The following is a 17,896-nucleotide window of genomic DNA, read 5'->3' on the forward strand; positions in this document are numbered from 1 at the left end:
TATATGAAAGTTTACAAAAAACAAATTGAGTGGGGGGGCCGTCAACTTACATTAGAAACGGGTCTTTTGGCTAAACAGGCTGATGGTTCTGTTCTGGTTACCTATGGGGAAACAAGTGTTCTGTGTACAGTTGTGGCAAAAAAACAAGCCTCACCTGATCTAGACTTTTTTCCCTTAAGCGTTAATTATCAGGAAAAATTCTATGCCTCTGGCCGTATTCCAGGCGGATTTTTAAAGCGCGAAGGCCGGCCTTCTGAACGGGAAACTTTGATTTCTCGTCTGATCGATCGCCCTATTCGCCCCCTGTTTCCAGATTTGTTCAGAAATGAAACCCAGGTTGTTTGTACAACCGTTAGCTACGATATGGAAAATGATCCAGATATCGCGGCCTTGATTGGGGCTTCAGCTGCTTTAACCCTTTCCGGTATTCCTTTCATGGGACCTGTGGGTGGTGCACGCGTTGGCTACATTGATGGGAAGCTTGCTTTGAACCCTACTCGCACGGATATGGAAGAATCTAGTCTTGAACTGATTGTTGCAGGAACTCGTGAAGGTGTTTTGATGGTTGAATCAGAAGCCAAAGAACTTTCTGAAAAAGACATGTTGGAGGCCGTTATGTTTGGTCATAAGTCCTTCCAGCCTGTGATTCAAGCCATTATTGAATTGGCTGAAGAGACGGCAAAAGAACCCTGGGATTTGATTGAGCTGACTGAGGCTCAAAAAGCCGTTCAAAAGAAAGTATCAGAACTTTCTGAAAAAGACTTGCGGGAAGCTTACAAAATTACCGCAAAACAAGACCGTTATGCCCACATCGATGCGGTGAAAAAGTCTGTAAAGGAAGCTTTTGCTGACCAAACAGATGTTTCCCCGGTTTTCGTGGCTGGATGCCTGAAAGAGGTTGAAAGCCAGATTGTTCGTGGCAATATTTTGAAAACTAAGAAACGTATTGATGGGCGCGACACAACAACCGTTCGTCCTATTCAGTGCGACACAAGTTTCTTGTCACGCACCCATGGAAGCGCTGTATTTACCCGTGGTGAAACACAGGCTTTGGTGGTGACAACCTTGGGAACGGGTGACAGCGAACAGCTGATTGATTCTCTGGACGGAGAATCAAAAGAAACCTTTATGCTGCACTATAACTTCCCTCCATTCTCAGTAGGAGAAGTGGGTCGTATGGGCAGCCCTGGCCGTCGCGAAGTGGGGCATGGAAAATTAGCTTGGCGGGCAGTTCATCCTCTATTGCCAAGCAAAGACCAATTTCCTTATACCATTCGGGTAGTGTCAGAAATTCTTGAGTCTAATGGATCTTCATCCATGGCAACAGTTTGTGGCGCCTCTTTATCCTTGATGGACGCAGGTGTTCCCTTGAAAGATCACATTGCGGGTATCGCCATGGGCTTGATTAAGGAAAAAAATGATTTCGCTGTTTTGACCGATATCTTGGGGGATGAAGATGCCCTAGGAGACATGGACTTTAAGGTAGCCGGAACTCGCCATGGAATCACCGCCTTGCAAATGGACATTAAGATCACCAGCATCAATGAGCAAATCATGAAGATTGCTTTAGATCAGGCTTGCGAAGGTCGTTTACACATTATTGGTGAAATGGAAAAAGCTATCAGTGGGTCTCGTAATGACGTCAGTCAAAATGCCCCTCGCATCGAAGTGATCAAGATTCCAAAGGAAAAGATTCGCGAAGTTATCGGAACTGGCGGAAAAGTCATTCGTGACATCTGTGAAACCACAGGGGCCAAGATCGACATTGAAGACGATGGCACTTTGCGTGTTGCCGCTGTTGATCACAAGGCCATTGAAGCCGCTTTAAAACGTATCTATGATATAACAGCAGAGGCTGAACTGAATGGTGTTTACACGGGAACCGTTGTAAAAATCATGGAATTTGGCGCGTTTGTTGACTTTTTAAATACATCTGGGTTGATTCATATCAGTGAAATTGCCCACCATCGTGTGAACAAGGTTGAAGACGAGCTGAATGTTGGCGATAAGGTTGAGGTCAAGGTTATTGGCATTGACGACAAAGGAAAAGTTCGCCTAAGCCGCAAGGCACTGCTGCCAGACGAAGGAAGTACAAAGGGTAAGGAATAAGCCCACGGAAGGATTGACATGAAGGCACTCAACTCTATCCTGCTGTCAGGGAAAGAGGTTCTTCCTCTCGTTGAGGGGGGGAAAGGAATTTCCGTTTCTAATGGGGAAAGCTCTGGTGCTTGGGCCCGAGCCGGTGGCGTTGGGACTTTTTCTGCCGTGAATGCGGATGCTCTTGATGAAAATGGCAATCTTATTCCCATTGTCTACCATGGGAAAACCCGTCGAGAACGTCACGATGAATTGATTGCCTATGCTATTCAAGGGGGAATCACTCAAGCCAAAATAGCCCATGACATGGCGGGTGGTAAAGGGCGCCTTCATATGAATGTGTTGTGGGAAATGGGGTCTGTTGAGCCCATTCTTCATGGTATTTTAGGTAATGCAAAAAACTTGGTTCACGGAGTTACTTGTGGGGCAGGAATGCCCTATAAAATTGCTGAAATTGCCGCTGAATATAATGTTCACTATTATCCTATAGTTTCTTCTGCTAGAGCCTTTTGGGTTTTATGGAAACGAGCGTTTCATAGGTTTCCTGATTTATTAGGAGCTATTGTTTATGAAGATCCTTGGAGGGCAGGGGGACACAACGGTCTTAGCCGGGCTGAAGATCCTAACAATCCAGAAGATCCCTATTTCCGCGTATTAGAACTTCGCAAAGTTCTTAGAGAGTTTGGATTGGGACATATTCCTATTATCATGGCGGGCGGCGTTTGGTTTTTAAGAGAATGGGAAGCGTGGATCGATAACCCAGAGCTAGGGCCTATTGCCTTTCAGTTTGGAACGCGCCCACTATTGACTCAGGAAAGTCCTATTTCTGCTGAATGGAAACATAAACTTCTTCACCTGAAAAAAGGCGATATTTTCTTGAATAAATTCAGTCCTACAGGATTTTATTCATCGGCTGTGCGCAACACCTTTTTAAATGATCTTATGGCCCGTTCAGAAAGACAAGTTGCTTACACAACTCAACCTATTGGCGAACATAATATGTCCTTCCCCGTTGGGCCGCGTGCGCGCGAAGTATTTCTGACCTTAGAAGATTTAGAACACGCCAAAAAATGGGTGGCTAAGGGATACACCGAAGCCTTGCGAACCCCTGATACAACCTTGATTTTTGTGACACCTGAAAGTGCACAGACTATTCATGAAGATCAAGTCAATTGTATGGGGTGCTTAAGCGCTTGTATGTTTAGTAATTGGGCTCAAGGACCTGAAGGCTCAACAGGAAAGAAAGCGGACCCCCGATCTTTCTGTATTCAAAAAACCCTTCAATCCATTTCTCATGGAGGATCCGTTGATCAGCAACTGATGTTTGCGGGCCATAATGCCTATAGATTTGCTTCGGATCCTTTCTATAAGGATGGGTTTGTTCCTACTGTTCAGCAGTTGATTGAGCGCCTTCAAACGGGCGACTGATATGTTTCGCACCATCGTCCTGATGCTATTTATCATTTGGGGCGTTAAAGCGTCCGATGACCGGTTGCCTTTACCCCGATTTGCTACCTTGAAGACAGATTTGATTAACTTACGGGTGGGGCCTGGTGAAAATTTCCCCATTACAGATGTGTATAAAAAGAAAAATTTCCCCATACAAATTGTGGCGGAATTTCAAGACTGGCGGAAGATTAAAGATTTTGAGGAAACCACAGGCTGGGTCCACAAAAGCATGTTAAAAGGCAAAAGATTTTGTTTGATTCTAAAACCCACCTTCCTGTTTAAAAAGCCCTTGGAAGATTCGGGGAAAAAAGCAAAAATTCATCAACATGTGGTGGCTGAGCTAAAGGGTTGTAACCAAAATTTCTGTCGCCTAGTCTTTTCTGACATGAAGATGGAGGGGTGGGTTCTAAAAAGCACTTTGTGGGGCGTATAAAAACCTAGCTATTTTGGGGGTAACGCAAGAAGTAAGACATGGGTCTTGGGTCAAGCCCGAGGAAATCAATAATAGAGAGCCCGAGGAAAACAAAAAAATAGAAGAAGTCTACTTCTTTGTTTTTTCTTCTTCTTGCTTATTGCTGAAAATCAGCTGACCGATTAGGTTCTCAAGGATAATGGAAGATTGTGCGTACTTAATATCCTCACCAGGCTTTAGCATTTCATCAGCACCGCCCGGAACCAGGGCAATATATTTCCCGCCTAATAAGCTTTCGCTCACGATTGAGGCCGACGTATCAACAGGAAGAGTCACAGTGGGTTCTATTTTAAGAGTTGCAACAGCTAAATATTTAATAGGATCTAGAACCAGTTTGTGAACAGTGCCAATCCGAATGCCGCTGACTTTTACGTCACTGCCTTGAACCAAGCCATCGGCCCGATCAAACTTAACTAGGATTTCGTACCCTCCTTGATCATCATTACGTGTGCTGATATAGGCATAAGTTAAAAGAAACAGGGCAATAACAACAACAATTCCCCCAACAATGGTTTCTGTTAAGTGTTCGCGCATTCGAGTGGTCTCCTTACAAATTTAGCTTATTTTGACATAGATTTACTCGGGTGTCCAAGACTTGTATGTTTTTTTTGCTTTGGATTTTGATTCGAGGGAATTATAAGTGTAAGCGGTTCCCGATAAATTAGGAACATAGGGCTTTTGCCAGGGTTGATTTTGTTTCAGTTCAGGTACGCGCTCAGTTGTATAATGCAGCCATCCATGCCAATCGGCGGGAATTTTTGAACCCTCGGCTTTTCCTTTATAGACAACCCAGCGTTTAGGGTAGCTTTTTGATCTTAAAAAGAAATAGCGGTCTTGGTAGTAGGTGTTGCCATAGAGATCTGTTCCTATTTTGATACACAGACCCGTGAACCTTTTTATAAAAGTAATTCCAAAATTTATATAACCACGCATATTTTAGATCAGACATAAGGTTGCGAGAATTTCAAGAGAAATTTTTTAAAAAAGTGAAAAAAATATGCTTGCGGTAAGGGAGGTTCGATTCTATTCTAAAACAAGATGTAGGGGAAAAATCTTATAATAAATACTATATCTTGTAACAGGGGCTAAAAAGGCAAGCGTTGTAATTGTAACTTTTGGAGGACTTCGTGCGTATTGAACGTCATTTTACTCAGGTGGGAAAATCACCTTATGAAGGAATTGCCTTCAAGAAAATTTCCTGTGAAATTAAGAATCCCGATGGGACTATTGTCTTTCAACTTAAAAATGTTGAAGTTCCAGAAAGCTGGTCTCAAGTTGCCTCTGACGTTCTTGCACAAAAATATTTCAGAAAAGCGGGTGTTCCTAGCGCCTTGAAGACCGTTGCGGAAAAAGATATTCCTGCTTGGCTTTACCGATCTGTAGCCGATGAAGCAGCTTTGGCAAAATTACCGGAAGACGAGCAATTTGGTGCAGAAACTTCTTCCCAACAAGTTTTTGATCGCTTGGTGGGCACATGGACCTATTGGGCTTGGAAGGGTGGCTATTTTGATACGGAAGCTGATGCCCAAACTTATTTTGATGAAATGCGTTACATGTTGTGCTTGCAATTTGCAGCCCCGAATTCTCCTCAATGGTTTAACACAGGGCTACATTGGGCTTATGGCATTGATGGTCCCGCTCAAGGACACTACTATGTAGATCCAAAAACAAAAGAACTTGTAAAATCAGCCAGTTCCTATGAAAGACCCCAACCTCACGCTTGTTTCATTCAAAGTGTTCAAGATGATTTGGTAAATGAAGGCGGTATTATGGACCTATGGGTTCGAGAAGCGCGCTTGTTTAAATATGGGTCAGGCACAGGCACTAACTTTTCTAACCTGCGGGGTAATGGGGAATCTTTGTCAGGTGGGGGTAAATCTTCTGGCATGATGAGCTTCCTGCGTATTGGGGACCGGGCAGCTGGCGCTATTAAATCTGGCGGCACAACCCGTCGGGCGGCCAAGATGGTGACCGTTAACATCGACCACCCGGACATTGAAGAATATATCAACTGGAAAATGATCGAAGAACAAAAGGTATCTTCTTTAGTTTCTGGTTCAAAACTGACCCGTCGTCATCTGAATAATATTATGAAGGCTTGTTATGAAGGCAACGCTGAAACAGCGGAAGTTGACCTTAAAAAGAACGAACCCCTAAAGCTGGCCATCAAAGAGGCTAGAAAAGTTCTGATTCCTGATAATTATATTCAACGTATTTTGCAGTTGGCCTCTCAGGGGGAAAAGACTATCGACTTTAAAGACTATGATACAGATTGGAATTCAGAAGCTTATTCAACAGTTTCTGGGCAAAATTCTAACAACTCAGTTCGTGTGACCAATGATTTTATTCGTCGAGCACTGCAGGGGGAATCGTGGGATCTTATTGGGCGCCGCAATGGAAAAGTTTTCAAGACGGTCAATGCCCGTGACTTGTGGAACAAAATTGGATATGCCGCGTGGGCCTGTGCTGATCCAGGATTGCAGTATGATACAACGGTGAATGAATGGCACACGTGCCCGAATCATGGGACTATTAAGGCGTCAAATCCTTGTTCTGAATATATGTTTTTGGATGATACGGCTTGTAACTTGGCCTCCCTTAACCTAATGAAATTTCATAAGACATCTGAAGGGAAAAATTCTTTTGATCTGGAAGGCTATGTCTATGCCGTTCGCTTGTGGACTTTGACGCTGGAAATAGCGGTGGAAATGTCACAGCTTCCTTCCAAAGAAATTGCCTTGGGTACTTATAAGTATAGAACTTTAGGATTGGGTTATGCCAATATTGGGGGCTTGTTAATGGCTTCAGGTCTTTCTTATGACAGTAAGGAAGCTCGTGCCCTTGCTGCAGCTCTAACAGCTGTGATGACGGGTGTAAGCTATAAAACCTCAGCTGAAATGGCAAAAGAATTAGGGACCTTTGAGGGATTCGCTGATAACCGAGAGCCTATGTTGCGCGTTATTCGAAATCATCGTCATGCGGCCTATAGCAAAAAAGATGGTTATGAATCTTTAGAAATAAATCCTGTTCCATTGGATGAAGAAAATTGCCCTTATCAAGCTCTCGTATCAAAAGCGCGGCAGTCTTGGGACGAAGCATTGTCTTTAGGGGAACAATTCGGATACAGAAACGCTCAGGTTACGGTTATTGCTCCCACGGGGACAATTGGTCTGGTGATGGACTGCGATACCACGGGAATTGAACCAGACTTTGCTTTGGTGAAATTCAAGAAACTTGCCGGGGGTGGATACTTTAAAATCATCAACCAAATGGTTCCAAGTGCTTTAAGAACCTTGGGCTATTCGGAAACGGAAATTGAAGAAATGACCCGTTACGCCGTGGGTCATGGGACGCTCGAAAATGGTCCTCATGTCAACTTTGAAACTCTAAAGACCAAAGGGTTTACAGACGCAGTTTTAAATTCAATCAAGACATCTTTAAAAAGTGCCTTTGATATTAAATTCGTCTTTAACAAATGGACTTTGGGTGAAGAATTTTGCACAGATGTTCTGAAGTTTTCTAAGGAACAACTGGATTCGCCCCAATTTGATATGCTGCTGTCCCTGGGATTCAGCAAAGACCACATTGAAGAAGCGAATGCTTACTGTTGCGGAACTATGACTCTTGAGGGTGCACCCCATCTGAAAGATGAGCATCTGTCTGTCTTTGATTGTGCATCCCCCTGTGGTCGTATTGGCAAAAGATATCTTTCTGTTGAAAGTCATATTCGCATGATGGCAGCGGCCCAACCCTTCATTTCAGGGGCTATCTCCAAAACCATTAATATGCATAACCAGGCTACCATTGAAGAATGCAAAAAAGCGTATCTTCTATCTTGGGAATTGGGTCTGAAGGCCAATGCCTTGTACCGTGATGGATCTAAGCTGTCTCAACCATTGAATTCCAGCACTTTTGTGTTAGAGGACGAAGATGAGTCCGAAGTGGTGCAAGAGCTTCTTGCCCAATCTAAACCTGCCCAAACGGCAGCCATTGTGGAGCGCATTATTGAAAAAATCATCCACAAGGCGGAAAGGCGTTCTTTGCCCTTGCGTCGTAAGGGATACACGCAAAAAGCTTCTGTGGGTGGGCACAAAGTCTACATCCGTACAGGGGAATATGAAGACGGAAAATTAGGTGAAATTTTCATCGACATGCATAAAGAGGGCGCAGCCTTCCGCAGCCTGATGAACAACTTTGCCATGGCGATTTCCATTGGTCTTCAATATGGAACGCCCCTAGAAGAATTCGTTGAAGCCTTTACGTTCACGCGGTTTGAACCTGCCGGAATGGTAACTGGAAACGATGCCATCAAGATGGCAACATCGATTTCCGATTACATTTTCCGGGAATTGGCCATTTCATATCTGGGGCGGACAGATTTAGCCCATGTGAATATTCAAGATTTGATGCCTGATAGCATTTCTATTCCAACCAGTAGTGCTCCTGAAGCATCCCCTGTTCAAAAAGCGGCCAGCAATGGGTACATGCGAAAAAATATTTATGTTCTGAATAAAGGAGCGACGGCTCGACAAGAGGCGCCTTCAGCCTCAGCCGGGGCTCTACAAGCTGGGGCAACAGCCCTGCAAACAGCTCCTGTTGTGGAACAAGAAGAATCTACAGATGATTACTCAAAGAAGATACGGGAAGCCCGCATGAAAGGCTACGAAGGGGACGCCTGTGGCGATTGCGGAAATTTCACACTGGTTCGGAATGGAACGTGTATGAAGTGTAATACCTGTGGCAGCACCAGCGGCTGCTCGTAAAAAAACCCTTCTTTTGGGGTCTTCCATCGCAAAACTGGAAGATGTACATGTCAAGCCTTCGACCCTGGTTTCACGCGGATTGCCCGTAAAACATTGGTTTTTAGGGGAAGAGCTTTTTGGCCGATTATTTTGTGAAATGCCCTCCCAATTGATTCCCTCGGGCTTTGACCCGAGGGTCTCGCGGGTGCGGAACGCGCCCTCGCGTTAGGTCACACCAAAAAATAAGGGGTGGGTCCTCGGGTCAAACCCAAGGAGTTCAAGAAGGTGATGTATCTTTTTCCCTTGCCTTTTTTTCCAAAAAAGCTAATATTCAGAAAAAGAGTTTGAAGCGACTTCAAATTCAAATAATAAAAAAAGTAAGCGTGGAGTTCCTGTGATTGCAACACATAGAACCCCACTAATCGTATAAACCTAAAACGGAGGTCTACATGACTGATCACAATCTAAACGATTTTCTCTATACTTTAAAGAGCCTTGATGCACACTATAAGCGTTTGATTGATCTATTGGATCATCAAAAGCAAATGGAGGATGGCATTCTCAATACATTAAGAGACATTCGTTTTCTTCACGCGGAGGTGCGCTATACTTATTTGCGTCCGCCGCGTGAAACTTTGCAGTAAAAAGAAAGCTGGATTGCTTCGTCAGCCTGCGGCTTCCTCTGGATGACGAGAGCCGGACTCACCCCAATTGGATTCCCTCGGGCTTCTACCCGAGGGTCTAAGGGTGCGGAACGCAGGTCCGTTAGGTTAGCAGAAGAAGTAAGGCGTGGGTCCTCGGGTCAAGCCCGAGGAATTCAAAAAAAGAGAGCCCGAGGAAAGCAAGGGGGGCTCGAGGAATTCAAGGGGGGGATGAGGAAGGCAAAAAAGAGACACTCAAAGATGACAGAAGGGGAAGAATTTCTACAGCTCACACCACAAAGGAACATGATCTGACGGTCTTGTCTTTCCCCGCCAATCGCGATCGACACCCACTTTTTTCACGTGAGACTGGGCCAGGGGTGAACCCAGCAAATGATCTATCCGCATGCCGTGATTCTTATGCCAGGAGCCCGCCCGATAATCCCACCAAGTATACCAATCTGAATTTTTTGAAATATCTATAGGATGCAGCTGACGCACCAAATCTTGAAATCCTGTTTGCAACAAGGCCTCAAAATGCTTGCGTTCCTCTGTACTGGTTAAAATAACTTCCTTTAGTTTTTTTGCGTCATAAACATCAGCGTCTTCCGGGGCTACATTATAGTCCCCGCCGATCACTGATTTTTCCTTGTAGGTGTTTAATTTTTTCAGATGCTTTTCCAGGTGTTTAAAAAAGTCTAGTTTGTATGCAAAGCTTTTTGAGCCCACTTCCTGTCCGTTGGGAACGTAGACTGAGGCTACCCGCACGCCATTGGTAAAGGCTTCAACATATCGGGCGGCAGGATCTTCAAATCCGGGCAGACCATACTGGATATCCTCAAGAGGGGACTTGGATAAAATGGCAACCCCGTTATAGGTTTTTTGCCCATGAACAGCCAGGTTATACCCCAGATCGGAAAAGATCTCAGCAGGGAATTTCTCTGTGATGCACTTGAGTTCTTGAAATAGAATAACGTGGGGGGAGGTATGGTGAATCCAGTCCAAAACCAGCTCTAACCGGGCGCCGATAGAATTCACATTCCAGGTGGCAATGCGCATGCTTAAACCGTAAAAGAACTGCCACACCCGCAGGAACTTTGGGCATTGGGATTTTTGATGGTGAAATAGGAGCCGATTAATTCTTCCACGTAATCCAGTTGGCTGTTTTTTAGAAACTCAAAAGAGGTGGGATCTATGATAACTTTCGCGCCGGTGTGCTCAAAAACCAAGTCGTCTTTTTGGGTGCTTTCTTCAAAAGAAAAAACATATTGAAAGCCTGAACAGCCGCCGGAATCAACAGATATTCTTAAGATTTTTTTATGAGGATCTTGCTTTGCGGCACTTATAACCTGCCGCGCCGCCGTTTCTGTAATGGTAAAAAGGGGGTTATTTTTTGTCATGGGGGTGCCTTAGCGCTTCATTTGAAAGTCTGAGACTTCTTTTATGAGGGTGTGAATAGAGGGGTGTGTCATTTCGAGGCTCCTTTATGCAGAACTGTAGCAAAGTTTCAAACGTATATCAAGGATTGCAAGGACGGGACAGGTGAGGTAGTCAATCTTCTTGATCTGAGTCGGGGAGGGGTTCTTCAGGGGTTTCCTGGGTGGGGATTACATAAACCCCCGCAATCCAGCGGTGTAAGTCAATTTGTTTGCAGCGGTCCGAACAAAAGGGCCTATGGTCTTGGACTGTTGGTTTTTTGCAAAGGGGGCACTTCGTCATTTTTAGCTTTCCGTGACTTGGGACCGAATCCCAAAGCTTTCAAGCAAACTACAGGTTTCAAATAGGGGCAACCCCATGATATTTGAGTAGGATCCATTTACAGATTTAATCAGTTTGCCCGCAAATTTTTCAATACACAGGCCGCCACTGGTGCTTTTCCATTGGTTTGAATTTAGATTATCTATGATGTCTTGGTCAGATAGGCGTTTCATAGAAATACGGGTGGATGCAAAGCGCTCAACTGTGCGATTTTTGTCTTTCACAACCACATAGGAATAAACCTGTTGTCGTCTTCCAGAAAAAGAGTTCAACATGTCTTTGGATTCTTCGCGATTAAGGGGTTTTTGAAAAATTCGCAAACCCATGACAATAATAGTGTCGGCCGCTAAAATAATGTCATCAGGGTTTTTTTCTAGGGCTAAATTTGCTTTTGCATGGGCAATGCGTTTCACATAATCCTTGGGCTTTTCCCGGGGCAAAACAGATTCATCGATATTACAGGGGAAAATTTTGTCCGGGTGAATAAAAACCTGCTGCAAAAGCATAAGCCGATAAGGAGAAGCAGAAGCTAGGATCAAAGCCATTATTTTTGACGGAAAATGATGCGTCCTTTTGTTAGGTCATAGGGGGTCATTTCAACCATAACCTTATCCCCCACCAAAACGCGGATACGATTCTTGCGCATGCGACCAGAGGAATGGGCAATAATTTCGTGACCATTTTCCAACTTCACGCGAAAATTTGCATTGGGGAGAAGTTCTATGACTTCCCCGGCGAATTCAATTAGATCTTCTTTAGCCATACTCATGATGTACATTTTACCAGAAAAAATGGCAAGCCTTTTTTATGATCTTTCCCACAAATGAACGATTGCTTCGCGAAACTGCGAGGGAAAAACAAAAAATAAGCTGGATTGCTTCATCGAGCTGCGCCCATCCTTGCAAGGGCAGTTTTATGGTTAATATCATCCTCCTCAATTTTTATGCTGGCAAAAAAAAGTCTTTTATGATACCAAGACTTAAGAGTGAGCGCCCGGACCTGTTGGAAAGGGCTTAGGATTATTTGATTTAATTAACAAAGGAAAAGCAAATGACGAATGCAACTGTTGCAGACAAAGTAAAAAAAGTTGTTATGGACAAGTTTAAAATTGATGAATCTAAAGTAACTGAAAACGCCAGCTTCACAGACGATATTGGCGCAGATAGTTTGGATCAAGCCGAACTTATCATGTTGTTTGAAGAAGAATTCGGATGCGAAATTCCTCAACAGGATGCGGAAAAAATTAAAACTGTAAAAGATGCCGTTGATTATTTGGGAAAAAAATCCCACTAACAAATTAGGAATCTAGAATATGCGTCGTGTTGTTGTAACTGGTATGGGCGTTGTAACGCCCCTAGGTAAGAATGTTCCAGAAACATGGAATAATCTGATTAAGGGGCAATCTGGTCTAGCACCTGTTCAACAATGTGATGTGTCTGACCTGGCTTGCAAAATAGCCGGGGAAGTAAAAACAGTTCAGTTTCCTGATCACAAGCCATACAGCTCAGCACTTAATTTTGATGATTTTATTGAACCTCGGGACCAAAGCAAAATTGGCCGTTATGGTCTTTTAGGTATGTCTGCGGCGGATGAAGCTTTAAGAGACGCGGGTTGGCTGCCCACATCAGATCATGATCGGGAACGCACTGGCGTTTTGGTCGGTAGTGGTATTGGTGGGCTTGAGGGTATTTACCAAACATCTTTAATTCTTGCTGAAAAAGGCCCCCGTCGGGTAAGCCCTTTTTTCATTCCCTCTTGCCTGGTTAATCTGACCTCAGGAAATATTTCTATTAAGTACGGCCTAAAAGGGCCCAACCATGCGGTGGTGACAGCTTGTTCTACAGGGGCGCATGCTCTTGGAGATGCCATGCGCATTATCCAGTATGGGGATGCGGATGTGATGCTTGCGGGCGGCACAGAGGCAACGGTTTGTCGTATTGGAATTGCGGGGTTCGCAGCTGCTAGAGCCCTGTCAACTAAGTATAATGATACCCCCCGTGAGGGCTCTAGGCCTTGGGACCAAGGGCGCGATGGATTCGTAATGGGCGAAGGCGCAGGCCTTGTGGTTCTGGAAGCTTTAGAACATGCGCAAAAGCGGGGCGCTAAAATTTATGGCGAAATTGTTGGTTATGGAATGTCAGGAGATGCCTATCACATGACGGCCCCTTCAGAAGATGGGGATGGGGCATACCGGTCTATGAAAATGGCACTAGCCCGGGCGCAAATTAATCCGGAAGATGTTGGGTATATCAATGCCCACGGCACATCAACCCCCTTAGGGGATTTAGTTGAATTAAAGGCGGTCAAAAGATTGTTTGGAAACGCGGCGCATACAGTGTCTATGTCTTCTACAAAGTCATCTATTGGCCATTTACTGGGAGCTGCGGGGGGCGTTGAGGCAATTTTTTCAATTCTGGCAATGAGAGATGGTATTTTACCACCAACTCTGAATTTGCACTCTCCAGATCCTGAATGTGCGGGAATGGATCTTGTTCCTTTGAAAGCAAAGGAAAAAAAGATCGACTACGCGCTATCTAACTCATTTGGATTTGGGGGAACAAATGCATCACTGGTCTTTAAAAGATTTACATAATATCTATACGTTTTCTATTCGGTTTTTTTTCTTAAGTTTTCTAGTTATTGGGTATTTCGGTTTGGGTTTGTACCATGTGCTGAATACGCCCACCCCCTTACAAGAAGAGCTTGTTTTTAAGATTAGACGAGGCCAAAATCTTTCAAATGTGATTGAACGTTTAAAAGAAAACGGCATCATTGATTCAGATTTTTGGATCAAGATTTATCTTTATTTAAAGCGGGCAGACAAATCCATTAAAACAGGGGATTATCTGCTGACGCCCCACATGACGCCCCGCAAGATTTTCAAAGTTATTCTAAAGGGAGAAGGGCTTAGCTATAAAATAATGATCCCTGAGGGGCTTACAAATCTGCAGATTGTTGAGTTTTTAGAAAATTTCCCCTTCCTGGAAGAAGATCAAGTAGATTTGCCCTCAGAAGGACTTTTGTTGCCAGAAACCTACACGGTTCGAGGGGGAACAACCTATTCCACCGTTATTAATTTCATGCATGCGAAAATGATGGCAACCCTTATGAATGTTTGGGCGCACCGGGACAAAGACTTGCACTTAAAAACACCTGAAGAATTGCTGATTCTGGCCTCAGTTGTTGAAAAAGAAACAAACTTACGAGAAGAATTGCCAAGGGTTGCAGGGGTATTCATGAATCGCTTGCGCAAAAACATGAAACTACAGTCAGATCCCACAACTATTTATGGGCTGACGAATGGAGAAGGTAAATTAGATCGACCTCTGCGAGGCATCGATACCCGGCACGTAAGTGATTATAATACCTATTATATTAAGGGGTTGCCACCAACCCCCATCTGTAACCCAGGCCGTCGCACCCTTGAAGCAGTTGCCCACCCCGAACGACATAACTATCTGTATTTCGTGATTAATGGGATGGGTGGTCACAATTTTTCCGTGGATTATGGAAGCCATAAGAAGCATATTGGGAAGCTGAAGAAATCTAAAAAGAAATAAAACGCCCTTGCAAGGAAGTCGTAGTCCGACGTCATGATCCAGCTATTTCAGGGTGCAGCCCTGATGGGGTGCGGGGAGGTAAGGCGTGGGTCCTCGGGTCAAGCCCGAGGAAAGCAAAAAGAGAGTTGAGGAAAGCAATAGAGGGTGAGATTAACTCTAATTACCCAACAAGATTCACTCCAGAAACGTGAACCCACCGCTGGTCATTTTTTTCCTCAAAGCGCAGGATGATGGGGTTTTTGGGCATATAGGGCCCCAGACGTTCGGGCCATTCGATCAGGGTCACGCCTGAGGCAAAGGCTTCGTCCAGGCCAAGCTCGCTGATTTCCATGGGGTCTTTAATGCGATAGAGGTCAAAATGAGAAATAAAAAATTTTTCAGCCTCATAGGTTTGTAAAAGGGTGAAAGTTGGGCTGGGCACTTCTGTGGCCTCACCCATCAAGGATTGAATGAAATAGCGTGCAAAGGTGCTTTTGCCGGCCCCCAGATTTCCTTCCAACAAAATAATGTGTCCTTTTGATACAAATTCGGCTAGTGTTATTGCTAACTTTTTAGTATCTTTCTCAAAGGAGAGTAGGTAGGTTTTTGTGCTCATATTGAAAAAACCATATCAGTTTTTTATGTGGTATTAAAGGAAATCATGATTCATACAACAGATGTTACGATAATAGGGGCGGGGCCCGTTGGCCTGTTCGCCATCTTTGAATGCGGCATGATGAAATTGAAAACTCATGTGATTGATGCCTTGCCAGAAGTGGGGGGCCAATGCGTTGCCCTGTACCCTGAAAAGCCTATTTATGATATTCCAGCGCACCCCAAAATTTTGGCGGGAGAACTGATCGATAATCTTAAGGCCCAGGCGGCGCCTTTTAGCCCTGTTTATCATTTAAACCAACAAGTGGTTAGCTTGCAGCCCGTAGAAAACCAGTGGGAGATTACGACGTCAACGGGGAAAATAGTACGATCGAAAATTGTTATTATTGCGGCGGGCGTTGGGGCTTTTGGACCTAATCGTCCCCCCTTGGAAAACATAGAGTCTTTCGAAAACAAAAGTGTGTTTTATCATGTGCGCAATATGGAAAACTTTCGGGGTAAAAAAGTGGTCATTGCGGGGGGAGGGGACTCTGCTATCGATTGGGCCCTGAATCTTGCACCTATTGCGGAACGCGTGACGGTTGTGCATCGGCGACCCAAATTTAAGGCGGCCCCTGATAGTGTGGGGCAGCTTCATGAGTTGGCATCCCAAGGTGCCTTGGACTTAGCAATTCCTTTTCAGCTGGCTGATTTGGATGGCGAAAATGGGGTTTTGCGTCAGGTGATTGTGTCTGATTTAGAAGGCGAACGTAAAGCCATTGACGCGGATTATTTACTGGCGTTTTTTGGGCTTTCCATGAATTTGGGCCCCATTGCAACTTGGGGGCTCACCCTTGATAAATCACATATTGTGGTGGACCCGGCGACCTGTCAGACTTCTGAAGCGGGGATTTTTGCCATTGGGGATATTGCATCCTACCCCCATAAACAAAAGCTTATTTTAACGGGGTTTGCTGAGGCGGCGCAAGCAGCCCATCAGGCAAGATCTATTGTGTATCCGGGGGAAGTATTCCATTTTGAATATTCGACCTCTAAGGGTCTTCCGGGAAGCTCTGTATGAAATTTCGTCGGTTAGAACTAATTGTTGGCTTAGGCTGTTTACTGATAGGGATTTTCCTTATTGGTTTTGATGTATATCGCAACATCAGATCTTCTGTGGCAGATACAGCAGAAACTGCTGCGGACGCACAGGTTGTAGCCGATCAAAAAACGAAAGATTCTTTAATTTCCCAAAGTCAAAATTTTACCATTGATACGAAGTCTGGCGCCTTTGTGGCCTCTAAACCATCAGTCTTTAAGCGGGACCTGGTGGTAAAAAAAGATGGTAAATTTGTAAAGTTCTTGAAGTCTAATGGCGTTGATCAAAAAGAAGGCATGGATATTTTAAAAGCCATTGGGTCCCATTACAAATCAACGGAAGTTAAGCGGGGACAGCGGTTCTATCTGACCTATTCTAAGGTTAAAAATAGTCCTTTGCTAAAACTAACCAAGATTATTTTCTTAACGCCGCCAGGCAAGAAATTTTCGGTTATTAGAAATGGGGAAACGGGTAAATTTTCGATGGAATATCCGCCTTTTTCTTTGCCCAATACGCTGAAGTTTTTTAAGGGCACTATTCAGAAGAGCATTTATTCAGATGCTCTTAGAGCTGGCATGAGCAAATCAAATATGAATAAACTGGCCAAACTTTTAAGCTATTCCTTTGACTTAGAACGATCCATACATCGGGGGGATACGTTTGAAGTATTGATTGAAAAAGCCTATGACGATGAGACAGGATTCGTGGATACGGGAAGCATAGTCTATATTAATATGAATACGGCCAAGGAAAAACACAAAATTTATCGGTACTCTTTAAAAGAAACGGAATTAGAATATTTCAATGAAAAGGGCCAAGGTATCCGAAAAGCGCTACTTCAAACTCCCATCAAAGGGGCACGGGTTAATTCAGGTTTCGGAAGCAGAATGCATCCCATCTTAGGCTTCAGCAAGATGCATAAAGGAATAGACTTTAGGGCGCGCACAGGAACGCCCATTATGTCAGCAGGTGATGGATTCGTGAAGAAGATAGGATATTTAGGATCCTATGGAAACTACATTTTGATTCAACACTCTGCGACCTATTCTACGGCGTACGCACACTTGAGCCGGTATGCATCCAACATGCGTAAGGGTACCCATGTAAAGCAAGGGGATGTTATTGGATACGTAGGGGCAACGGGCCGGGCAACAGGGCCTCATTTGCACTATGAGGTCTTACTTAAAAATAATCAGATTAACCCAAAAAACATCAAGATGCCCTCTCAAAAGAACTTGCACGGAAAGAATCTGGAAAACTTTACCTATTATAGGCGGGCGCTGGACCACAAAATTACGGGACTACGGTACTCTTAAAACCCATCTTTTGGGGCACTTCATCGCAAAACGGCGGGATCTCAGGCTTCTAATGTACGAGATGTACATGTCGAAGCCCTCGACCCTGGTTTCACGCGAATTGCCCGCAAAATCTGGGTTTTTAGAAAACTATCCTTTTGGGGCACTTCATCGCAAAACGGCGGGATCTCAGGCTTCTAATGTACGAGA

18 protein-coding genes are annotated in these 17,896 nt (G+C 44.3%); 10 read left to right on the forward strand and 8 right to left on the reverse strand.

Annotated features, from left to right (window positions below):
• Window positions 1-3: 3 nt before the first annotated feature.
• Genes pnp through WCG05_02165 form a run of 3 tightly spaced genes read left to right on the forward strand, consistent with a single transcriptional unit; the run spans window position 4 to window position 3,979 of the window.
• Window positions 4-2,109, forward strand: coding sequence for a polyribonucleotide nucleotidyltransferase (pnp, locus tag WCG05_02155; GenBank protein MEI8320799.1), 2,106 nt, complete (start codon window positions 4-6; stop codon window positions 2,107-2,109).
• A gap of 18 nt (window positions 2,110-2,127) precedes the next feature.
• Complete coding sequence (locus tag WCG05_02160) at window positions 2,128-3,525, forward strand: nitronate monooxygenase (protein ID MEI8320800.1); 1,398 nt, start codon at window positions 2,128-2,130, stop codon at window positions 3,523-3,525.
• A 1-nt stretch (window position 3,526) separates the two neighbouring features.
• Window positions 3,527-3,979, forward strand: a complete 453-nt coding sequence (locus WCG05_02165) for an SH3 domain-containing protein (protein ID MEI8320801.1) — start codon at window positions 3,527-3,529, stop codon at window positions 3,977-3,979.
• 108 nt (window positions 3,980-4,087) lie between these two features.
• Here the strand turns inward: WCG05_02165 and WCG05_02170 are convergent, their stop codons facing one another.
• Together WCG05_02170 and WCG05_02175 are read right to left on the reverse strand one after the other, a co-directional pair.
• Complete coding sequence (locus tag WCG05_02170; protein MEI8320802.1) at window positions 4,088-4,552, reverse strand: outer membrane lipid asymmetry maintenance protein MlaD; 465 nt, start codon at window positions 4,550-4,552, stop codon at window positions 4,088-4,090.
• A gap of 42 nt (window positions 4,553-4,594) precedes the next feature.
• Window positions 4,595-4,951 carry an NADH-ubiquinone oxidoreductase subunit NDUFA12 family protein gene (locus WCG05_02175; GenBank protein MEI8320803.1) on the reverse strand — a complete coding sequence of 119 codons (357 nt, stop codon included), beginning with the start codon at window positions 4,949-4,951 and terminating at the stop codon, window positions 4,595-4,597.
• A gap of 194 nt (window positions 4,952-5,145) precedes the next feature.
• Here WCG05_02175 and WCG05_02180 point away from each other — a divergent pair, with 194 nt between their 5' ends.
• Both WCG05_02180 and WCG05_02185 read left to right on the forward strand, forming a co-directional pair.
• Window positions 5,146-8,781 carry a vitamin B12-dependent ribonucleotide reductase gene (locus WCG05_02180; GenBank protein ID MEI8320804.1) on the forward strand — a complete coding sequence of 1,212 codons (3,636 nt, stop codon included), beginning with the start codon at window positions 5,146-5,148 and terminating at the stop codon, window positions 8,779-8,781.
• A gap of 428 nt (window positions 8,782-9,209) precedes the next feature.
• Window positions 9,210-9,404 (forward strand): hypothetical protein, encoded by a 195-nt coding sequence (locus WCG05_02185; protein MEI8320805.1) that lies wholly within the window; start codon window positions 9,210-9,212, stop codon window positions 9,402-9,404.
• Between the two features lie 279 nt (window positions 9,405-9,683).
• Here WCG05_02185 and WCG05_02190 read toward each other — a convergent pair whose 3' ends face one another.
• The 5 genes from WCG05_02190 to infA all read right to left on the reverse strand — a co-directional run bounded on the left by WCG05_02190 (window position 9,684) and on the right by infA (window position 11,922).
• On the reverse strand, window positions 9,684-10,460 hold the full coding sequence (locus tag WCG05_02190) for an exodeoxyribonuclease III (protein ID MEI8320806.1): 777 nt from the start codon (window positions 10,458-10,460) through the stop codon (window positions 9,684-9,686).
• 2 nt (window positions 10,461-10,462) lie between these two features.
• Window positions 10,463-10,801 (reverse strand): iron-sulfur cluster insertion protein ErpA, encoded by a 339-nt coding sequence (gene erpA, locus WCG05_02195; GenBank protein ID MEI8320807.1) that lies wholly within the window; start codon window positions 10,799-10,801, stop codon window positions 10,463-10,465.
• A 151-nt stretch (window positions 10,802-10,952) separates the two neighbouring features.
• Entirely contained in the window at window positions 10,953-11,120 is a 168-nt protein-coding gene (yacG, locus tag WCG05_02200) for a DNA gyrase inhibitor YacG (protein ID MEI8320808.1), read from the reverse strand.
• Window positions 11,121-11,122: 2 nt separating this feature from the next.
• Window positions 11,123-11,704, reverse strand: coding sequence for a nucleoside triphosphate pyrophosphatase (locus tag WCG05_02205; GenBank protein MEI8320809.1), 582 nt, complete (start codon window positions 11,702-11,704; stop codon window positions 11,123-11,125).
• Window positions 11,704-11,922, reverse strand: coding sequence for a translation initiation factor IF-1 (gene infA, locus WCG05_02210; GenBank protein MEI8320810.1), 219 nt, complete (start codon window positions 11,920-11,922; stop codon window positions 11,704-11,706). Before infA ends, WCG05_02205 begins: the two co-directional genes overlap by 1 nt.
• A gap of 287 nt (window positions 11,923-12,209) precedes the next feature.
• Between infA and WCG05_02215 the strand changes: the two genes are divergently transcribed.
• From WCG05_02215 to mltG, 3 genes are read left to right on the forward strand one after another with little or no spacing between them, the layout of a single operon-like run.
• On the forward strand, window positions 12,210-12,452 hold the full coding sequence (locus WCG05_02215; GenBank protein ID MEI8320811.1) for an acyl carrier protein: 243 nt from the start codon (window positions 12,210-12,212) through the stop codon (window positions 12,450-12,452).
• 19 nt (window positions 12,453-12,471) lie between these two features.
• On the forward strand, window positions 12,472-13,752 hold the full coding sequence (fabF, locus tag WCG05_02220; protein ID MEI8320812.1) for a beta-ketoacyl-ACP synthase II: 1,281 nt from the start codon (window positions 12,472-12,474) through the stop codon (window positions 13,750-13,752).
• Window positions 13,721-14,719 carry an endolytic transglycosylase MltG gene (gene mltG, locus WCG05_02225; GenBank protein ID MEI8320813.1) on the forward strand — a complete coding sequence of 333 codons (999 nt, stop codon included), beginning with the start codon at window positions 13,721-13,723 and terminating at the stop codon, window positions 14,717-14,719. Before fabF ends, mltG begins: the two co-directional genes overlap by 32 nt.
• 160 nt (window positions 14,720-14,879) lie before the next feature.
• Here the strand turns inward: mltG and tsaE are convergent, their stop codons facing one another.
• On the reverse strand, window positions 14,880-15,314 hold the full coding sequence (gene tsaE, locus WCG05_02230) for a tRNA (adenosine(37)-N6)-threonylcarbamoyltransferase complex ATPase subunit type 1 TsaE (GenBank protein ID MEI8320814.1): 435 nt from the start codon (window positions 15,312-15,314) through the stop codon (window positions 14,880-14,882).
• Between the two features lie 45 nt (window positions 15,315-15,359).
• Here tsaE and WCG05_02235 point away from each other — a divergent pair, with 45 nt between their 5' ends.
• Both WCG05_02235 and WCG05_02240 read left to right on the forward strand, forming a co-directional pair.
• On the forward strand, window positions 15,360-16,373 hold the full coding sequence (locus tag WCG05_02235) for an NAD(P)/FAD-dependent oxidoreductase (protein MEI8320815.1): 1,014 nt from the start codon (window positions 15,360-15,362) through the stop codon (window positions 16,371-16,373).
• Complete coding sequence (locus tag WCG05_02240) at window positions 16,370-17,707, forward strand: peptidoglycan DD-metalloendopeptidase family protein (GenBank protein MEI8320816.1); 1,338 nt, start codon at window positions 16,370-16,372, stop codon at window positions 17,705-17,707. Before WCG05_02235 ends, WCG05_02240 begins: the two co-directional genes overlap by 4 nt.
• Window positions 17,708-17,896: the final 189 nt, after the last annotated feature.

This window comes from Alphaproteobacteria bacterium, from assembly GCA_037146715.1.
GTDB lineage: Bacteria > Pseudomonadota > Alphaproteobacteria > UBA7879 > UBA5542 > JBAWWO01.

Coding starts and splice junctions, on each gene's coding strand:
- pnp (MEI8320799.1), top strand. CDS start 4: ATGAAAGTTTACAAAAAACAAATTGAGTGGGGGGGCCGTCAACTTACA.
- WCG05_02160 (MEI8320800.1), top strand. CDS start 2,128: ATGAAGGCACTCAACTCTATCCTGCTGTCAGGGAAAGAGGTTCTTCCT.
- WCG05_02165 (MEI8320801.1), top strand. CDS start 3,527: ATGTTTCGCACCATCGTCCTGATGCTATTTATCATTTGGGGCGTTAAA.
- WCG05_02170 (MEI8320802.1), bottom strand. CDS start 4,552: ATGCGCGAACACTTAACAGAAACCATTGTTGGGGGAATTGTTGTTGTT.
- WCG05_02175 (MEI8320803.1), bottom strand. CDS start 4,951: ATGCGTGGTTATATAAATTTTGGAATTACTTTTATAAAAAGGTTCACG.
- WCG05_02185 (MEI8320805.1), top strand. CDS start 9,210: ATGACTGATCACAATCTAAACGATTTTCTCTATACTTTAAAGAGCCTT.
- WCG05_02190 (MEI8320806.1), bottom strand. CDS start 10,460: ATGCGCATTGCCACCTGGAATGTGAATTCTATCGGCGCCCGGTTAGAG.
- erpA (MEI8320807.1), bottom strand. CDS start 10,801: ATGACAAAAAATAACCCCCTTTTTACCATTACAGAAACGGCGGCGCGG.
- yacG (MEI8320808.1), bottom strand. CDS start 11,120: ATGACGAAGTGCCCCCTTTGCAAAAAACCAACAGTCCAAGACCATAGG.
- WCG05_02205 (MEI8320809.1), bottom strand. CDS start 11,704: ATGGCTTTGATCCTAGCTTCTGCTTCTCCTTATCGGCTTATGCTTTTG.
- infA (MEI8320810.1), bottom strand. CDS start 11,922: ATGGCTAAAGAAGATCTAATTGAATTCGCCGGGGAAGTCATAGAACTT.
- WCG05_02215 (MEI8320811.1), top strand. CDS start 12,210: ATGACGAATGCAACTGTTGCAGACAAAGTAAAAAAAGTTGTTATGGAC.
- fabF (MEI8320812.1), top strand. CDS start 12,472: ATGCGTCGTGTTGTTGTAACTGGTATGGGCGTTGTAACGCCCCTAGGT.
- mltG (MEI8320813.1), top strand. CDS start 13,721: ATGCATCACTGGTCTTTAAAAGATTTACATAATATCTATACGTTTTCT.
- tsaE (MEI8320814.1), bottom strand. CDS start 15,314: ATGAGCACAAAAACCTACCTACTCTCCTTTGAGAAAGATACTAAAAAG.
- WCG05_02235 (MEI8320815.1), top strand. CDS start 15,360: ATGATTCATACAACAGATGTTACGATAATAGGGGCGGGGCCCGTTGGC.
- WCG05_02240 (MEI8320816.1), top strand. CDS start 16,370: ATGAAATTTCGTCGGTTAGAACTAATTGTTGGCTTAGGCTGTTTACTG.